Genomic DNA, 17,570 nt, shown 5'->3' with positions numbered 1-17,570 from the left:
CGACAATCGTGGAATCCCGGGAGTTCGCATGGTGGGGAACCCCCCGAAGACGCCGAGCACGGCGGACGATCTCACCCTCGCGATCCGCAGGGAGATCCTCGAGGGCGGTTTCGCGCCCCACCAGCGGCTGATCGAGGCCGATCTCAGCGGCCAGTTCGCCGCCTCGCGCACCGCGATCCGAGCCGCGCTGATGACGCTCGAGAACGAGGGCCTCGTCGAGCGGATGCCGAACCGGGGCGCCCGGGTCCGCGCCATCACCGTCGAGGAGGCGGTGGAGATCGTGGAGGTGCGCGTCGGCCTCGAATCGCTCGTCGCCCGCCTCGCGGCCGAGCGGCTGAGCGACGAGGACGCCGCCGAGCTCGGCGAGCTGCGCGCGGGCATGCGCGAGGCCGTGCCCGCGGGCGACCTCATGCGCTACGCCGCGATGAACCAGGAGCTGGACCAGCGGCTGCGCGACATCGCGGGACACGCGCTCGCGGCGCAGCTGCTCGAGCGGCTGCGCGCCCAGGCCGCGCGGCACCAGTTCCGGCTCGCCTTCGACCCCGCGCGCGCCCAGCGCTCGCTCGGCGAGCACACGGCGATCATCGACGCCGTCATCGCGCGCGACCCCGACGCCGCGGAGGCCGCGACGCGCGCCCACCTCACGGCCATCATCGAGACGCTGCGCGCGAGCTCCTAGCCCGCGGCTCGCGGGATCGGAGCGACGTCGCGCCTCCCGGTGCCGCGGGCGCCGCGCCGCGTTCCCCGCGCATGCGACGAGCCGGGGCCCGTCTCCGGGCCCCGGCTCGTCGGGCGCTCCCCGCGGAAGCGGGGGCGGGCGCGACGGCTAGCCGATCGCCTCGACCGTGTCGTAGCCCTTGCCGTTGTACTTCTGCACGACGACCGTGGAGACCGCGGGCTGCCCGTCCTCGGTGGTGTCGACGTAGGTGCCCTCGAGCATCAGCGGCGCCTGGAACTGCTCGACCTCGCGCATCCGCTGGATGAACTCGGCGCGCGTAGGCTCCTCCATGCTCTGGAAGACCTGCTCGAGCGTCGCGCCGAGCATGTAGCTCCACATGCAGTGCGGGAACGCCGGGGTGTCCTGGTAGTCCGCGTACTCCTTGAGGTCGGAGAGGAACGTCTGCACGTCCTCGTCCTCCGCGAACTCCGGCGACGCCGGGGCCTTCGCGAACGCGACCGAGTAGACGCCGGGGAACGCCGCCCCGCCGCCGGGCTCGAGGATCGCCGAGGGGCTCGAGGTGTTCGACGGCAGGAACCAGCTCGGGCTCCAGCCGATGCTCTGCGCGCGCTGCATCGAGGAGATCACGAGCGGCGTGATGGACATCGCGTTGAAGAAGATGTCGGCATCGGTGGCGGCGAGCTCGGTCAGCTGCGCGTCGACCGCGGTGTCGGTCGCCTCGTAGGTGAGCTCCTTGACGATCTCGATGTTGTCTGCGCCGGCGATGCCCTCCTTGAAGCCCTCGACGTAGCCCTCGCCGTAATCGTCGTTCTGGGAGAGGATCGCGACCTTGTGGTCCTCGCCCGAGGCGGCGAGCGCCTCGCCGAAGGCCTGGCCCTCGTTCTGGTAGACCGGCACCCAGCCGAGCGACCAGGGGCTCTCCTCCTGGTCGCTGAAGATCGGGTCGCCGGTCATCACGAAGGCCTGCGGCACCTCGTCGGCGTTCGCCGCCTCGCGCCACGCGAGGTTGGTGGGCGTGCCGAGGCCCGAGGTGATGGCGAAGGCCTTGCCCTTGAGCGCCTGGTAGTTCGCCGAGGCCTTCTGCGGGTCGTAGCCGTCGTCCATGGCGTCGATCTCGACCTGGCGGGTCTTGCCGTCGCCGAACTCGATGCCGCCGTCGGCGTTCGCGGCGCCCATGTAGGCCTCGAGGCCCGCGACGGTGCAGGTGCCCGGCCCGGCGGTCGCTCCGCTGAGCGGGGTGGTGATGCCGAGCGTGATCGAGTCGTCCGTGATCCCGGGGCTCGCTTCGCCCCCGCCCTCCCGGCCGCCTCCTCCGCCGCCGCCGTCCCGCGCGCAGCCGGTGAAGGCGAGCGTCACGGCCGCGGTCAGGGCGACCGCGCTCATGATCCTCCGTGTGGTCCTGGTCATCGTCATCGATCTACCTTTCGTTCTGCGTCGTCGTCGGCGCGGGTTCGGGGTCTGGGTCTGGAGCAAGGCTCGCGCCGCCCGGCGGCGCCTGGCCGCTCGGGCGTCGGCGCAGCGCGGCGATCCGGCGCGGCAGGGACACGAGCCCGCCCGGCAGCACGAAGAGCACGATCAGCAGGATCGCGCCCTGCAGCGCCGCGGTCAGGTTCGGGTCGATCGCGTTCGTGAGCATCGGGACGAACACGTAGTAGACGCCGCCGAGCACGGAGCCGGTCATCGTGGCAGCGCCGCCGATCACCATCGAGGCGACGAGCGTGATGGAGTGGTGGAAGGCGAGCGTCTCGGGCGAGGTGTACTGGACCACCGCCATGTACAGGAAGCCGCTGACGCCGCCCACGAGCGAGGCGATGGTGAAGGCGAGCACCTTGTACCAGTAGGGCGAGATGCCCATCGAGCTCGCGACCGCCTCGTTCTCCTTCACGATCGCGAGCGCGCGGCCGAACTTGCCCCGCACGAAGTTGCGCACGAGCACGAAGGTGACGGCGCCGATGACGAGCACGAGATACAGCTTCCACTGGTCGTTGTAGAGCCCCGTCCACTCGGGAGCGTCGGAGAAGCGGGAGGAGAGCCCCTGGGAGCCGCCGGTCCAGTCGCTCAGCCGTTTCGCGAGCGGCAGGCCGATGATCGGCAGCGCGATCGTCACCATCGCGATGGCGAGCCCGCCGAGCCGGGCCGCGGCGAGCGCGACGAGCAGGCCGATGACGGCGGGCAGGAGCAGCGCGAGCACGAAGGTGAAGACGATGTTCCAGTCGTGCGTCGCCCCGTACGCGGTGACGTAGGCGCCGAGCCCGAGGAAGAAGATCTGGCCGAGGGAGACCTGGCCGCCGTAGCCCATCACCACGTTGAGCCCGAGCACGGCCACGGCGAAGACGCCGATGCGGGCGATCGTGTCGTTCGCGATCTCGGGCAGCACGAGGGGCAGCACCGCGGCGATCACGACCAGCACGATGAGCGCGCCCCACCGCACGACGGGCCGCCGCAGGAAGGACTGGTTCGCGTTGTTCGGCATCAGACTCGCACCACCGCTTTCCGGCCGAAGAGGCCCTGTGGTCTCACGACGAGCACCACGACGATCAGGAGGAACGGGACGACGACCTTGAGGTCGTGCCCGATGAAGGGGATGTAGACCGCGGCGAGGTTCTCGAGCACGCCGATGATCCACGCGGCGAGGACGACCCCGACGGGGCTCGTGAGCCCGCCGAGGATCACGGCGGCGAGGGCGTAGACGAGCGCGTTGTCCATCATCCCCGGCGTGAGCGTGAGCTGCGGGGCGACGAGCACGCCGGCGACGGCGCCGAGCGCCGCGGCGAGGCCCCAGCCGACCATGAGCAGCCGGCCGACCGGCATGCCGGAGAAGGCCGCGGACTGGGGGTTGATCGACACCGCCCGCAGGGCGAGCCCGAGCTTGGTGCCGACGAAGAGCAGCTGCAGCAGGCCCATGATCGCGACGATGACGACGAAGGTGCCCAGGGAGCGCAGGCTCACCTTCGCGCCGAGCAGCTCGAGGGTCTCGTTCGGGAAGAGCGAGGGGAAGATGCGGTTGTTGTACGACCAGAGCCAGGCGCACACGCCCGTGATGAGCGTGAGCAGGCCAATGGTGACGACGACGGCGGTGTCGGGATCGCCGCGCTCGAAGCGACGGATCAGCAGCCGCTCGACGGCGGCGCCGATGACGAAGGAGATGAGGATCGACCCCAGGATCGCCAGGATGAGGGGCAGCCCGGCGTTCAGCAGCGCGAAGGCGATGTAGCCGGAGAGCACGGCGAGCGCGCCCTGCGCGAAGTTGATCATGCCGGTGGCCTGATTGACGAGCACGATGGCGAGCGCCAGCGCCGCGTAGATGGAGCCCGTCGACAGCCCGTCGATCAAGAGCTGGATGAAGATACCCATCGGTCAGCCTCCCAGGTAGGCGCGTCGAATGTCGTCCATGGTGCGCAGCTCCTCGGTCGGCCCGCTGAGCACGCTGCGCCCGGTCTCGAGCACGACCGCCTCCTCCACGAGGGAGAATGCGAGGTTCGCGTTCTGCTCGACCACGAGCATCGAGATGCCCGACTCCTCGCGCAGGCGGCGGATGGCCCCGTACACCGTCTTGGCCGTGCCGGGCGCGAGCCCGAGCGAGGCCTCGTCGAGCAGCAGCAGCCGCGGCTTCGCCATGAATGCGCGGGCCACGGCGAGCATCTGCTGCTCGCCGCCGGACAGAGCCGAGGCGTTGGAGCGGATCCGGTCGCGCAGCTGCGGGAAGAGCTCGAGGCAGTAGTCCATGTCCTCGCGGATCCGCGCGCGGTCCTTACGCAGGTAGGCGCCGACCCGCAGGTTCTCGCGCACGTCGAGGTCGCCGAGGGTGCCGCGCCCCTCGGGGACGTGCGCGATCCCGAGCGCGGCCACCTGATCCGGCCGCATCCCGAGGATGCTGCGACCGTCGAAGCGGATCGTGCCGCCCGCGCGGACGACGCCGGTGATGGCGCGCAGGGTGGTCGTCTTGCCCGCGCCGTTCGCCCCGAGCACGCCGACGGCGCCGCCCTCGGGCACGGCGAGGGAGACCCCGTCGAGCACCTGGACGCGACCGTAGGCCGCGGTGACCCCTTCGAGCTCAAGCAGCATCGTCCGCCTCCTCCCGGCCGATGTAGGCCTCGAGCACTCGCGGGTCGGACTGCGCTTCGGCGGCCGTCCCCTCCATCAGCTTCGCCCCGTGATCGAGGACGACCACGCGGTCGGTGAGGGCCGCGATGAGCCCCATGTGGTGCTCGACGATGACGATGGTGACGTCCGCGTCGCGCTGCAGCCGGCGCACCGTCTCGATGAGCTGCTCGACCTCGGAATGCGGCAGGCCGGCGGCAGGCTCGTCGAGGAGGAGCAGCTTCGGGCGCATCATGAGCGCGCGGCAGAGCTCGACGCCCTTGTGCAGGCCGTGCGAGAGCTCGTCGGCGCGCGTGTGGGCGGCCCAGCCGAGGCCGTTCTCCTCGAGCAGCGCGAGGGCCTCGTCGCGCAGGGCGCGCTCGGCGCGCAGCGCCCGCGGCAGCCGGAGCGACCACTCGAGCGGGCCGCCGGGGAGGCGCGCGTGGGCGCCGAGCATCACGTTCTCGAGCACGGTCTCCCGCAGCTGCAGCGCCGGGTGCTGGAAGGTGCGCGCGAGGCCGTGCCCGGCCATGCTCGCGGGCCGCGCCCCGCGCACCTCGACGCCGTCGATCCTGAGCGAGCCGCCGCTCGGGCGGTAGTGGCCGCTGATGCAGTTGAACAGGGAGGTCTTGCCCGCGCCGTTCGGGCCGACGAGGCCGAACACCTGGCCCGGCTCGACGTCGAATCCGACTTCGCGGAGCACGGTGACCCCGCCGAAGTGCAGGCTCACGCCCTCCAATTGCAGTCGAGCCGCCATAGCCCATCTCCCTGTCATCGTCTTTGAAGGCACGGGTCCGTCTCCACCCGCCGGGCGGTTCCGACACTACGGATCCGCTCAGAAAGTGTCAACAATTTCTTCGCCAATATTGCGAGAATGTTGCGTTACGGAGGATCATTATGCCGAGGCCCCCGGCGCCCCGACGCCCGAGATTCCGTTCAACGGAATCCGCGCGCTCCGCCTTCGGCTCGCCGACCCGATTCCCCGGGCCCGGCTCCTCGATCCAGCTCCACCCGACACCGACTCCTCGATCCCGACTTCCCGAAAGGCGGTCCCGCGTGACCCACATCGCCATCCTCGGTCTGGGCGAGGCCGGACGGCGCTACGCCGTCGGGCTCGCCTCCGCATCGCCGGGCGCGGCAGTGGTCGGCTACGACCCCTTCGTGACGCTCGCCGATCCCGCGTTCGCCGCGGTGGCGACGCAGGAGGCCGATCTGCACGCGGCTCTCGCGGAGGCGGATCTCGTGCTCTCGCTCACGGGAGCGCGCGCCGCCGCCGCGGTCGCCGCCGAGGCGCTGCCGCACCTGCGGCCCGGGGCCATCCTCGCCGATCTCAACACCGGATCCCCCGAGCTCAAGGAGCGGATCTCGGCGGAGGCCGCAGCGGCCGGCGTGCGCTTCGCCGACGCCGCCGTGCTCGCGCCCGTGCCGCGGGCGGGCCACCGCACCCCGCTCGCGGCGAGCGGGACCGGAGCCGAGGCTTTCGCGGCGCTCATGACCCCGCTCGGGGCCCCGGTCGAGGTCGTCGGCGCGCGCGCGGGCGACGCGGCGCGCCTGAAGCTGCTGCGCAGCGTGTTCATGAAAGGGCTCGCCGCCCTCGTCATCGAGGGACTCACCGCGGCGGCCGCGCAAGACGCGGAGCCCTGGCTGCGCGCGCAGATCGCGGCGGAGCTCGGCCCGGGCGGCGACGCGCTCGTGGAGCGGCTCGTCACGGGGACCCGCGCCCACGCCGAGCGACGGGAGCACGAGGTGCGCGACGCCCTCGACGTGCTGGAGTCCGGCGGATTGCCTGCGGACATGACCCGGGCGACGCTCGCCTGGTTCGAACGCATCCTCGCGGAGCACCCCGCCCCCTGACCCGCGCCCGGCCTCGCACCCCCGCCCGGTCTCGTACCCCCGCGCCCCTCCTCTCCTCCGCACCCCTCTGCTCCCCCGCACCCCATTCCCCTTCCCCGCGCCCCGCACAAGCGAAGGATCCGGGTCGCTCCGGCAGGGGGCGCTTGGCGCGCACCCTGCCGGAGCGACCCGGATCCGAGCGGGAGGGAAGCGGGGATCAGGGGACCAGGGTGGAGATCGCGTGCGGCTCCTGGAAGTCGCGCACGCCGTGGAGCCCCTGCTCGCGCCCGATGCCGGACTGCTTCACGCCGCCGAACGGGGCGCGCAGGTCGAGGCGGGTCGCACCGTGATCGTTCACCCACACGTACCCCGATCGCAGACGAGCACCCACGCGCGCCGCGGCATCGGCATCGGCGGTCCACACCGAGTTGCCGAGGCCGGCCCAAGTGTCGTTCGCGAGGCGGACGGCCTCCTCCTCGTCGTCGAAGGCGAGCACCGGGATCACCGGGCCGAACTGCTCCTCGGTGACGACCCGGAGCGCCGGGTCGGCCCCGACCACGACCGCGGGTCGCACGAAGTTGCCGCCGGCGAGCTCGGGATCGGCGGGGAGCTCCCCGAACTCGCGCACGTCGGCGCCGGCGTCCTTGGCCTCCTGGATCAGCCCCTCGACGAAGGACTTCTGGGACGGCGCGTGCAGCGGCCCCATCGTGGTCCCCTCGTCGAGGCCGTAGCCCAGGCGGACGCCGCGCAGCCGCGCCTCGAGCCCGGCGACCAGTTCGTCGAGGCGGGAGCGGTGCACGAGCACGCGCTTCGCGTTCATGCAGATCTGCCCGGTCGTGTCGTACACCGCGGCGAACAGGCGGTCGAGGTGCTCGTCGTCGAGGATCGCGTCCTCGAGGAACACCGCCGCGTCGTTTCCGCCGAGCTCGAGCGTCACCGGGGTCACGGTGCGCGAGGCCATCTCCATCATGCGCTTGCCGCCGCCCACGCTGCCCGTGAAGCTGACTTTGGCGATCCGCTCGTCCTCGATCAGCGGAGACATGTCGGCGTCGCGGCCGGTCACCACCTGCAGCACCCCGGGCGGGAGCTTCGCGGCGACGCGCTGCACCACGCGCGCCGTCGCGAGCGGCGCGGTGAGCGGCGGCTTCACGATCACCGTGTTGCCCGCGAGCAGCGCGTGCGGGAGCGCCGCGCCCAGGATCGCGATCGGCCAGTTGAAGGGCACGATGATGGTGACGACGCCCATGGGCCGGTAGGTGATGAGGGTGCGGTTCGGGATCGCGCCGGCGACGGGCTCGAGGGTCTCCGAGCCGTCGACCTCCTCCGCGTGGGCGAGCGCGAGGTTCCAGCGCAGTTCGAAGACGAGCGCGTCGACCCACGCCTCGTGCACGACCTTCCCGTTCTCCTGCGACAGGATCGCGGCGTCCGCGTCCCGGTCGTCGCCGATGCCCTGGATGGCCTCGGCCATGCGCGCCGCGCGCTCGGGGCCGGTCAGCGCCGACCACGCGGGGAACGCGGCGTCGGCCGCCGCGATCGCGTCCTCGACGTCCTGCGCCGAGGCAGCGGCGGCCTCGCCGACGGTCCGTCCGGGCTTGCCCGGATCCGCGATCGTCAGGGCCTCGGTCGTGGTCCGCGGCTCACCGCCGATGAACAGCGGGATGCTGATGGGGGTCTGGTCGTTCGACATGCTCGTGATCTCCTTCGATTCGATGCCGCGGCGCGGCATGAGGGGTCGTGGTGCGGGTGGCTTCGGTGCTCGGGGTCGGTGCTCAGGGTCGGTGCTCGGATAGGTGCTCAGGGTCGGTGCTCGGAATGCCGGGACCGGTCGCCGCGGCCGGAGCCGCGGCACCGGGGGCGGCGCGCTCGGCGCGGCGCTCCGTGTGCCGCAGGTACCCGCTGCGCAGGATCCCCGCGGCCTCCGCGGCGAGCGCCGGGCCGTCCGAGAACGGCGCCCGCCACACGGCGAGCGCCGCGCGCGCCGGCGCGGTGAGCAGCGGGGCCGAGAAGGCCTCGACGCCCCACCTCCCACCGTATCCGGCGTCCAGCGCATCGGCCACCAGCGCGGGCAGGTCGAGCGCGCCCGTCGCGAGCCTGCCGCGGCCCGACTGCCCGAGCTCGAGGAAGCGCAGCCGCGGCAGCGCGGTACGGATCGCCGCCGCGATGTCCGCCTCCTCGACGAGCATGTGGAAGGCGTCGAGGTGGATGCCGAGATGGGGGGAGCCCGAGGCCTCGGCGAACGCCATCGCCTGCTCGGCGGTGTTGACGACCGCCGTCTCGTAGCGGTTGAGCACCTCGAACGTCAGCGTCACCCCGCGCTCGTGCGCGTACTCGGCGGCCTCCCCCACTGCCGCCGCCGCGCGCGCGACGGCCGCGGGCGGCGCGGCCCGGGCGGCCCGGGCGAAGAGCCCGTAGGGGACGCCGTTGAGCTGGTCCCCGCCGAGACGCACGGTGAGGTCGATCATGCGCCTGAGCGCGGCCGCGCCGGCCCGCCGCTCCTCGGGCTCCTCGGAGGAGACGTCCGCGCCCGGCTCCTGCCCCGCGATCGGGATCGGCACGATCCCGCGCTCCGCGCAGCACGCCGCGAGCGCCGACGCATCGAGGGCCTCCGGGTCGACCGGCGGCAGCACGACCCGTCGGTAGCCGAGGCCCGCGAGTCGGTCGAGGGCGCCGGGCAGCGCCCCCGGATCGACGTCGGCGAGGAGCGCGTTCAGGTGGCAGGCGGCGTCGAGGGCCGCGGGGATCGCCGGGGCGTCCCGCGCGCCCGCGTCCGCGTCGTGCGTGCGCATCGTGCGGCCCGTCAGAAGACCGGCAGCTCGAGGCGCTGCTTGAACGCCGAGTAGCCGTCGTCGACGTGCACGACGGTGCCGTTGATCGCGTTCGCCTCGTCGGAGGCGAGGTACGCCACCACATCGGCGATCTCCGACGGCTCGGTCAGCCGGTCGCGCAGCTGCTCCGAGGCGAAGGTGGCCCGGAGCTCCTCGCTGAACTGGTTGATGATCGGGGTGCCCACGCGCCCCGGCGTGATCGCCACCGCGCGGATCCCGTGCTCGGCGAGCTCGTACGCCGCGGAGCGGGTGAAGGAGATCACCGCGGCCTTCGCCGCGCTGTAGGTGAAGGAGAGCTCCGCCGCCTGCTCGCCGTAGATCGAGGAGGTGCTGATGATGACGCCGGGGGTGCCCTGGCGCACGAACTGGCGTCCGGCGGCGAGGATCCCGTAGTAGACGCCGTCCTGGTCGATGCTCACGAGCGGGCGGTAGTCGCGCTCGGGATCGTGCTCGAGCAGCGGACGACCGCCGGCGATCCCGGCGTTGTTGAAGATGACGTCGAGCTTGCCGAACACCTCGGCCGCGCGCTGCACGGCGGCCTCGACCTCGGCGTAGTCGGAGACGTCGACGCGGACGGCGGCGGTGGCGCCCGGAGCCGTCGCCTCGATGTCGGCGACGACCGTCTCGGCACTCGGGAGATCGATGTCCGCGATCATCACCTTCGCGCCCTCGCGGACGAACTTCTCGACCGTCGCGCGGCCGATGCCGCTCGCGCCGCCCGTGATCAGGGCGACCTTGCCTGCGAGTCTCATAGTGTGTGCTCCTTTCAGAATCCGGTGTGGGAGAGGGCGAGCGCGCCGCCGTCGATCGCGAGCGTCGCGCCGGTGACGAAGGCCGACGCCGGCGCGACGAGGAAGAGCATGGGTCCCTGGATCTCGGCCATGGTGCCCATCCGCCCGAGCGGGATGGTCTCCGCCCAGGCCGCCTCCGCCTCGGGGGCGATCTCGGTCTTGCCGTCGCCGATGCGGGTGCCCTTGAACGGACCGGGGGCGATCGCGTTGACCCGGATGCCCCGCGGGGCGAGTTCGAGCGCCGTCTGGCGCACGAGGTTGAGGATCGCCGCCTTGGTGGCGACGTAGCCGTACGACACCATGGGGTCGGTCCGCAGACCCGCCGTTGAGGAGGTGACGAGGATCCGGCCGCCCGGCCCGAGCACGCGCGCGGCGGCGCGCACGGTCTCGAAGGTGCCCTGGAGGTTCGTGGCGACCACCTCGTCCCACTCCGCGTCGGAGTAGTCGGCGATCCCGCCGTCGCCGCGGTAGCTCTCACCGCCCGCGATGCCGGCGTTCGCGACGACGACCGTGGGGCGGCCGAGGTCCTGCGCGATCCGCGCGACGGCCGCGTCGACGGCGCCGCGGACGGCGACGTCGACCGCGTAGCCGCGCGCGGTGCCGCCGGCCGAGACAATGCCGGCAGCCACGGCGTCGGCGCGCTCGGCGCTGCGCCCGAGGACGGCGACGGCGGCTCCGGCGGCGGCGTAGACCTCCGCCGCCGCCTGCCCGATCCCGCTCGAGGCCCCGGTCACCACGACGACATCGCCGGTGAGGTCGAAGAGCGCCGGGATCCCGGCCGCACTGCTGATGCTCATCTCCGCGGCCGTCAGAGGCTCGGGGTGAACGAGTCGACGTTGCTCCGGTCGATGAGCTCGCCCTTGATCTCGACGAAGTTCTCCTCGGGGAGGGTCGCGCTGTCGCGGTAGTCGTTCATGTACCCGATCACCTCGTCCACGACCGAGATCCAGTCCTGGGAGACGGAGGCGTACATCGGCCCGTTCTTCTTGATCTCCACCGTCGTCTCGGCGAGGGCGTCGACGCCCGTCACGAAGATGTCGTCCCTGCCGGCCTCCGTGATCGCCTTCGCCGCGCCGAGCGCGGCGTCGTCCCAGCCGACCCAGACGCCGTCGAGCCCGTCGGGGTTCGCCTGCAGGTAGTCGGTCACGAAGTTCAGCGCCTCGGTGCGGCCCGTGCCGGGGTCGAGAGCCTGCTTCATCTCGCCGCCGGCGATGTTCGCCCCGGCCTCCTCCAGCATGTCGAGCGCGAGGTTGCTGCGCGTCATGATGCCGATGTGCGGGTCGTGGCCGATGACCATGACGTCCTTGCCCTCGAGGCCGCCCATCGCCTCGTCGAGCGCGCCGACGGTCTGCTCGGCGATGTCCTCCTGGTCGAAGGTGACGTCCACGACGAAGTCGTCGTTGGGCTCGACGCCGCCGTCGATCGAGAAGATCGGGATGTCGGCGGCCTGCGCGGCCTGGACGAGCGGCTCGATCTGCCGGGGATCGGGGAATCCGGCGAGGATCGCGTCGGCGCCCTGCGTGATGGCGGTCTGCACGTCGCTGTTGATCTTGTCGTAGTCGAAGGCGCTCGTGTACAGCGTCACCTCCCAGTTCTCCTGCTCGTTGCCCTTGGCGACGAAGTCGTCGAGGGTGAGCTTGCCGCCCGGGGTCGCGTAGCCGGCGGTGAACGCGGCGACCTTGAAGACGCCGTCGTCCCCCATGCCGTCGCTGCGCTGCTCGGACGTGCCGCCCGAGGATCCGCCGGTCTCGACGGTGCAGCCGGTGAGGGCGACGAGAGCGAGGACGCCCGCGCCGGCGACGGCTCCGAGGCGCCGCGCACCGTTGCGCCGGCGTGAGGAGTGCTGCGTGTGCATGATGGTCTCCTTCATGGTGATGGTGGGGTGATGCGGAGTGGAACGATAGGGGTCAGCGCTGGGTCTTCACGCCGGACAGCAGCACGGCGCCGACGATGATGGCGCCGATGAGCACCTGCTGGATGTAGGTGTTCACGCCGATGATGTTGAGACCGTTGTTCACGACGCCGATGATCGCGACGCCGACGAGCGTGCCGCCGATGTTGGCCTGCCCCGATTTCAGGAGCGTCATGCCCAGGAAGACGGCCGCGACCGCGAACATCATGAGGTCGTTGGCGGAGGCCGATCCCGCGCTCGCGAGCCGGCTCACCAGCACGACGCCGCCGAGCGCGGAGAGGAATCCGGCGACGGTGAAGGCGAGGAACCGGGTGGAGCGCACGCTCACCCCGGAGAGGCGCGCGACCTCGGCGTTGCCGCCGATGGCGTACCAGCGGCGCCCGATGGTGGTGAAGCGCAGCACTGCCCACATGATGAGCGCGAGCACGACCGCGTAGATGACCGGCGAGGGGATGCCGTTGATGCGCATCTGCCCGATGTACCCGAAGGCCTCGGGCATGCCGTAGAGCGTCGTGCCGCCGGTGACGATGAGCGCGAGGCCGCCGACGGTCGTCATCATCGCGAGGGTCGCGACGAAGGCGGAGAGGTTGAGGTACGCGACGAGCACGCCGTTGACCATGCCGATGAGCGTGCCGGCGCCGAGTGCCAGCAGGATGGCGACGGGGATCGAGACCCCGTTGATCATGAGCGCGGCGGCCGTCGCGCCGGAGAGCGTGGCGTTCGTCCCGACCGAGAGGTCGAAGTCGCCCACGACCATCACGACGGTCTGCGCCGCCGCGATGATCGTGAGGATCGCGACCTGGTTGAGGATGTTGGTGAGGTTGCCCGGCGTGAGGAAGACGCCGCCGCCCGCGATCGTGAAGACGATGATGAGGGCGATGAGCGCCAGCACGGTCGAGCCCTGCCAGACGAGCTGCGTGAGGCGGGGGCGCTCCTGCGCCGCCGCGGGGATCGTGAGGGTGTCGGTCTGAGCCATCTCAGGCGTCCCTTCCGTAGGCGTGGGTGAGGATGAGTTCGTCGTCCGCCGTGGCGGCGTCGAGGAGGCCGGTGACCCGGCCCTCGTGCATCACGAGGATGCGGTCGGACAGCCCGATGAGCTCGGGCAGTTCGCTGCTGACGGCGACGACGGTGGTGCCGCGCGCCGCCAGCTCGCGGATGAGGCGGTAGATCTCGGCCTTCGTGCCGACGTCGATGCCGCGGGTGGGCTCGTCCATGAGCAGCACGCGGGGGCTGCGCGCGAGCATCTTCGCGAGGACGACCTTCTGCTGGTTGCCCCCGGAGAGCTGTCCGACGGGCTGCCTGACGCCGCTCGCCTTGATCTGGAACTCGGCGAGACCCCGACGCGCGAGCTCGGCGATGCGGCGGCCCGAGACGATGCCCGCGCGGCTCACGCCGGCGAGGTTCGCGATCGCGATGTTCTCGGAGATGGGCGCCGAGAGGATCACGCCCTGGCTGCGGCGCTCCTCGGGGACGAGCGCGATGCCCGCTTCGAGCGCCCGGCCGACGCCGCCGCCGCCCGCGAGCGTCCGCCCGCCGACGGAGACCTCCCCGGCCGAACGCCGCTGCGCGCCGGCGAGGAGGCGCAGCAGTTCGCTGCGCCCCGATCCGGCGAGCCCGCCGATGCCGATCACCTCGCCCGCGCGCGCCTCGAAGCTCACCTCGCGCACGCGACGGCCGGAGAGCCCGTCGACGCGGAGCACGACCTCGTCGCCCGCGGTGCCGCGGTCGGGGTAGAGCTCGCCCTGCTCCCGGCCGACCATGGTGGAGATCACCTCGTCGATCGAGGAGTCCGCGACGTCGGTCGTGACGATCGTGCGGCCGTTGCGCATCACGGTCAGCCGATCGCACAGCTCGAAGACCTCCTCGAGCCGGTGCGACACGTAGACGATCGCCACGCCCTCGTCGCGCAGGCCGCGCAGCACCGCGAAGAGATCGCCGATCTCGGTGTCGGTGAGCGAGGCGGTGGGCTCGTCGAGGATGAGCACCCGGGCGTCCGCCATCAGCGCGCGGGCGACGGCCACCATCGTCTGCTGCACGGGGGAGAGGCTGCCGGCGAGCCGGCCGAGCGGCAGCCGCTGGTTCAGCCGGGCCAGCTGCGCCTTGGCGCGGCGCCGCAGCTCCGTCCACTTGACGAAGCCGGCGACGCTCGGCGCGCCCTCGCCGAGCACGATGTTCTCGGCGACGCTGATGGTCGGGACGATCGAGAGCTCCTGGTAGAGCGCGACGACGCCGGCGCGGTGGGCCGAGCGCACGTTCGCGAAGTCGACGGCCTCGCCGCCGACGCGCACCTCGCCCCCGTCCATCCCGTAGAGCCCGGTCACGATCTTGATGAGCGTCGACTTGCCCGCCCCGTTCTCGCCGAGCAGCGCGTGGATCTCCCCCGGTCGCACCGAGAGCGTCACCCCGCGGAGCGCCTGCACGCCCTCGAAGCTCTTGACCACGTCGACGGCCTCGAGGGCGGGCGCGGCGGCGGTCATGCCTCGGCCCCCGCGAGCTCGTTGCAGCGGATGACGACCTTGGGGTGCGCCCCGGACACGTGCACGGCGAAGGCCTCGGCGGCGTCCTCGAGGGGGTACACGGCCCGGGTGAGCTCCTCGACGTCGAGGTGGGGCAGGAGCTGGAGCGCGCGGGGGAACGCGTAGGGGGAGACGAACACGCCGGTGAGGGTGAGCTCTCTGAGGTAGAGGTAGTCGGAGAGGTTGAGGGGCAGTTCGTAGTCCTCGGGATACATGGCGCCGTAGACGACGGTGCCGCCGGGGGCGGCGAGGTCGAGGAGGCCCCGGACGGCGCGGGGCGATCCGGAGGCGTCGATGACGATGTCGTAGCCGCGGTCCGCGGTGTGGCCGGCGGCGAGGGCCGCCTGATCCTCGCCGACGGGATCGATGACGTGGTCGGCGCCGTGGCGCAGCGCCATGGCGCGTCGTTCGGCGATGGGTTCGATGAGGGTGAGGGCGGTGGCGCCGTGCCGCTTGGCGAGCTGCAGGACGAGCTGCCCGATGGGGCCGCCTCCGCAGATCGCGACGCGGTCGCCGACGCGCATGCGGGTCTTGTCGATGATGCGCACGGCGACGGAGGTCGGCTCGAGAAGGCACCCCTGGAGGAGGGACACGGCATCGGGGAGGCGGTACACCTGGGACTCGTGCCAGGTCACGGTCTCCGCCATGCCCGGCCGGTTGTACTCCTGCACGAAACGGCAGAACTGCTGCGCGCCCTCGCGGCACGGATCGCAGGTGCCGCAGAAGCGGAGGAAGTTCCCCGCGACCCGATCGCCGACCCGCAGCCCGTTCCGCGTCGCGCGCTCGCCGAGCGCCTCCACGACGCCGGAGATCTCGTGGCCGAGGCCGATGGGGACGTCGGTGCCGAAGAAGCCCTCGGCGAGGTGCGGGTCGGAGCCGCAGATCGCGGCGTAGGCGACGCGGATGCGCACGTCCTCGGGACCGAGCGCCGGCTCGGGGAGGTCGACGAGGCCGATCCGGCCGCGGGCGGCCGGATCGGGGTCGCGCAGGCTTCCGATCTTCGTGACGGCGACGGTCTTCATCGCGTCTCCTCCGAGGCCCCGGCGGCGCGGCGCGCCGCATCGATCGTCGCCTGCAGACCGTAGCCGTGCTTGTCGCGCAGCTGCTCGTCCTCGCCGAAGCCCGCGTACACCTGGGGGATCCCGAGCCGCTCGAAGGCGGCGAGCCGGATCCCGCGGTCGGCCACGACGTCGGCGATCCGCGTCGCGAGCCCGCCGTAGGCGAGGTGGTCCTCGAGGACGACGAATCGCCCGCCCGTGGCGCGGGCGCTCTCGACGATGAGCGCCTCGTCGATCGGCTTGAGGGTGAACATGTCGACGACGCGCGCCTCGATGCCCTCCGCGGCGAGCCGCTCGGCCGCTTCGAGGGCCTGCGCGACGGTGGTGCCGTGCGTGAAGATGGTGAGCGCGTCGCCGTCCCGCGGCACGAGGCCCCGGCCGATCTCGATCGTGTGCGCCCCCGGCTCGTAGACGACCATGTCCTTCTTGCCGACCGCGAGGCGGATGTAGATGGGGCCGTCCATCTCCATGGACTGGCGGATCACCTCGCCGACCATGAGCGGATCGCCGATCGAGGTGACCGTCATGTTCGTGAGCGCGCACATGAGCGCGAGATCCTCGACCGCGTAGTGGGTGGACCCGCCGTTGCCGACGAGGCCGCCGTGGGTGCCGATGATCTTCACCGGCAGGTTCGGATAGCAGACGTCGGTGCGCACCTGCTCGAGGGCCCGCATGCTCAGGAAGGGCAGCATGCCGGAGACGACCGGGATGTTGCCGTCGTAGGCGAGGCCGGCGGCGATGCCGACGCTCGCCTGCTCGGCGAGCCCCACGTCGACGAAACGGCCGGGGAAGGCCTCGCGGAACTCGACCAGGGTCGCGCCGATGTCCGGCGTGATGACCCACAGGTTCTCGTGCTCGGCGCCGAGCTCGGCGAGGGTCGAGCCGATGACGGACCGGGCGGAGAGCATCTCCCCGAAGGTGAATGTGGTCGGCATCAGTCGATCTCCTTCGCGTAGGCGTGCTCGAGCGCGACGATGGCGCGCTTGAGGTCTTCGGCGCCGAGGGAGCCGGCGTGCCAGGCGAGGTTGCGCTCCATGAAGTCGACGCCCTTGCCCTTCACCGTCTCGGCGATGACCACCGTGGGGCGGTCGGAGGAGGCCGGGGGCAACGCATCGAAGGCGTCCGCGAGCGCGGCCATGTCGTGTCCGTCGACCTGCACGACGTTCCAGCCGAAGGCGCGCCACTTGTCGGGGTACGGTTCGAACGAGACCCGCTCCTCGGCGAAACTCGTCATGAGCTGCCGGTTGCGGTCGATGACGGCCACGAGGTTGCCCAGCTCGTTGCTACGCGCGGCCATCGCGGCCTCCCACACCGAGCCCTCTCCCGTCTCGCCGTCCCCCATCAGGGTGAAGACCCGGTGGTCCTCGCCGCGACCCCGTGCGCCGAGCGCCATGCCGACCGCGATCGGGAGTCCGTGGCCGAGGGATCCGGTGGAGGCCTCCACGCCGGGCAGCTGCACCTTGCAGGGGTGCATGCCGTAGGCGCTGTCGAGCTGCCCGTACGTCGCGACGATGTCGTCGTAGTCGAAGAAGCCCCGGATCGCCATCGCGATGTACATGCATACCGCGGCATGGCCCTTGGAGAGCACGAAGCGGTCGCGCGCAGGGTTGGCGAGATCGCCCGGATCGACGCGCATGGCGCGCTGGAAGAGCGCGGTGAGGAGATCGGCGGCCGAGAGGTCGCCGCCGATGTGGACGGCCCCCTCGTAGGTGCCGCAGAGCCGCAGCAGCTTCGCCCGCAGCTCGTACGCCAGCCCCTCGAGTTCTCGCACGCTGCGCCTCTCGGCCTGCAGCACTGGTCCGCCCATCTTCTGCCTCCTTGCCTGATGACGGGAAGGGTCGCGAAGACGTCTCGAAAGTCATCGTCGACTCCCACC

General features: G+C 71.9%; 17 protein-coding genes. 2 read left to right on the top strand and 15 right to left on the bottom strand.

From position 1 onward, the window contains the following. The first annotated feature begins 28 nt into the window (after positions 1-28). On the top strand, positions 29-679 hold the full coding sequence (locus tag MUN78_RS00740) for a GntR family transcriptional regulator (RefSeq protein WP_244692442.1): 651 nt from the start codon (positions 29-31) through the stop codon (positions 677-679). Between the two features lie 147 nt (positions 680-826). Here MUN78_RS00740 and MUN78_RS00735 read toward each other — a convergent pair whose 3' ends face one another. The 5 genes from MUN78_RS00735 to MUN78_RS00715 are packed head-to-tail and all read right to left on the bottom strand — an operon-like array spanning position 827 to position 5,516. Next, positions 827-2,062, bottom strand: a complete 1,236-nt coding sequence (locus tag MUN78_RS00735) for an ABC transporter substrate-binding protein (RefSeq protein ID WP_244692441.1) — start codon at positions 2,060-2,062, stop codon at positions 827-829. Positions 2,063-2,096: 34 nt separating this feature from the next. Next, on the bottom strand, positions 2,097-3,152 hold the full coding sequence (locus tag MUN78_RS00730) for a branched-chain amino acid ABC transporter permease (RefSeq protein ID WP_244692440.1): 1,056 nt from the start codon (positions 3,150-3,152) through the stop codon (positions 2,097-2,099). Next, positions 3,152-4,033, bottom strand: coding sequence for a branched-chain amino acid ABC transporter permease (locus MUN78_RS00725; protein ID WP_244692439.1), 882 nt, complete (start codon positions 4,031-4,033; stop codon positions 3,152-3,154). The genes MUN78_RS00730 and MUN78_RS00725 overlap by 1 nt, the downstream gene beginning before the upstream one ends. 3 nt (positions 4,034-4,036) lie before the next feature. Beyond that, on the bottom strand, positions 4,037-4,744 hold the full coding sequence (locus tag MUN78_RS00720; RefSeq protein WP_244692438.1) for an ABC transporter ATP-binding protein: 708 nt from the start codon (positions 4,742-4,744) through the stop codon (positions 4,037-4,039). Beyond that, complete coding sequence (locus tag MUN78_RS00715) at positions 4,734-5,516, bottom strand: ABC transporter ATP-binding protein (protein WP_244692437.1); 783 nt, start codon at positions 5,514-5,516, stop codon at positions 4,734-4,736. The genes MUN78_RS00720 and MUN78_RS00715 overlap by 11 nt, the downstream gene beginning before the upstream one ends. Positions 5,517-5,815: 299 nt before the next feature. Here MUN78_RS00715 and MUN78_RS00710 point away from each other — a divergent pair, with 299 nt between their 5' ends. After that, complete coding sequence (locus MUN78_RS00710) at positions 5,816-6,613, top strand: DUF1932 domain-containing protein (protein WP_283248408.1); 798 nt, start codon at positions 5,816-5,818, stop codon at positions 6,611-6,613. Between the two features lie 196 nt (positions 6,614-6,809). Here MUN78_RS00710 and MUN78_RS00705 read toward each other — a convergent pair whose 3' ends face one another. From MUN78_RS00705 to MUN78_RS00660, 10 genes are all read right to left on the bottom strand, one after another. Further along, a complete protein-coding gene (locus MUN78_RS00705) occupies positions 6,810-8,279 on the bottom strand; it encodes an aldehyde dehydrogenase family protein (RefSeq protein ID WP_244728130.1) in 1,470 nt (489 codons plus the stop codon). Positions 8,280-8,361: 82 nt separating this feature from the next. After that, complete coding sequence (locus MUN78_RS00700) at positions 8,362-9,378, bottom strand: sugar phosphate isomerase/epimerase family protein (protein WP_244728128.1); 1,017 nt, start codon at positions 9,376-9,378, stop codon at positions 8,362-8,364. 11 nt (positions 9,379-9,389) lie between these two features. Next, positions 9,390-10,169, bottom strand: a complete 780-nt coding sequence (locus MUN78_RS00695) for an SDR family NAD(P)-dependent oxidoreductase (RefSeq protein ID WP_244728126.1) — start codon at positions 10,167-10,169, stop codon at positions 9,390-9,392. Positions 10,170-10,183: 14 nt separating this feature from the next. After that, the gene (locus tag MUN78_RS00690; RefSeq protein WP_244728124.1) at positions 10,184-11,005 is read right to left on the bottom strand and encodes an SDR family NAD(P)-dependent oxidoreductase; all 822 of its coding nucleotides are present in this window, start codon (positions 11,003-11,005) and stop codon (positions 10,184-10,186) included. Between the two features lie 11 nt (positions 11,006-11,016). Continuing rightward, positions 11,017-12,063, bottom strand: coding sequence for a sugar ABC transporter substrate-binding protein (locus MUN78_RS00685; protein ID WP_244728122.1), 1,047 nt, complete (start codon positions 12,061-12,063; stop codon positions 11,017-11,019). Between the two features lie 52 nt (positions 12,064-12,115). Beyond that, positions 12,116-13,096: an ABC transporter permease gene (locus MUN78_RS00680; protein ID WP_244692431.1), complete on the bottom strand. Its 981-nt coding sequence runs from the start codon at positions 13,094-13,096 to the stop codon at positions 12,116-12,118. A 1-nt stretch (position 13,097) separates the two neighbouring features. Continuing rightward, a complete protein-coding gene (locus tag MUN78_RS00675; protein WP_244728120.1) occupies positions 13,098-14,597 on the bottom strand; it encodes a sugar ABC transporter ATP-binding protein in 1,500 nt (499 codons plus the stop codon). After that, entirely contained in the window at positions 14,594-15,658 is a 1,065-nt protein-coding gene (locus MUN78_RS00670) for a zinc-dependent alcohol dehydrogenase (RefSeq protein WP_244728118.1), read from the bottom strand. The genes MUN78_RS00675 and MUN78_RS00670 overlap by 4 nt, the downstream gene beginning before the upstream one ends. Next, positions 15,655-16,629 (bottom strand): transketolase family protein, encoded by a 975-nt coding sequence (locus tag MUN78_RS00665; RefSeq protein WP_244692428.1) that lies wholly within the window; start codon positions 16,627-16,629, stop codon positions 15,655-15,657. Before MUN78_RS00665 ends, MUN78_RS00670 begins: the two co-directional genes overlap by 4 nt. After that, positions 16,629-17,501, bottom strand: coding sequence for a transketolase (locus MUN78_RS00660; RefSeq protein WP_244692427.1), 873 nt, complete (start codon positions 17,499-17,501; stop codon positions 16,629-16,631). Before MUN78_RS00660 ends, MUN78_RS00665 begins: the two co-directional genes overlap by 1 nt. Between the last annotated feature and the right edge of the window lie 69 nt (positions 17,502-17,570).

Source organism: Leucobacter allii (genome assembly GCF_022919155.1).
GTDB lineage: Bacteria > Actinomycetota > Actinomycetes > Actinomycetales > Microbacteriaceae > Leucobacter > Leucobacter allii.
The sequence above is the reverse complement of the archived record's forward strand: the minus strand, read 5'-3'. Positions and strand labels throughout refer to the sequence as shown.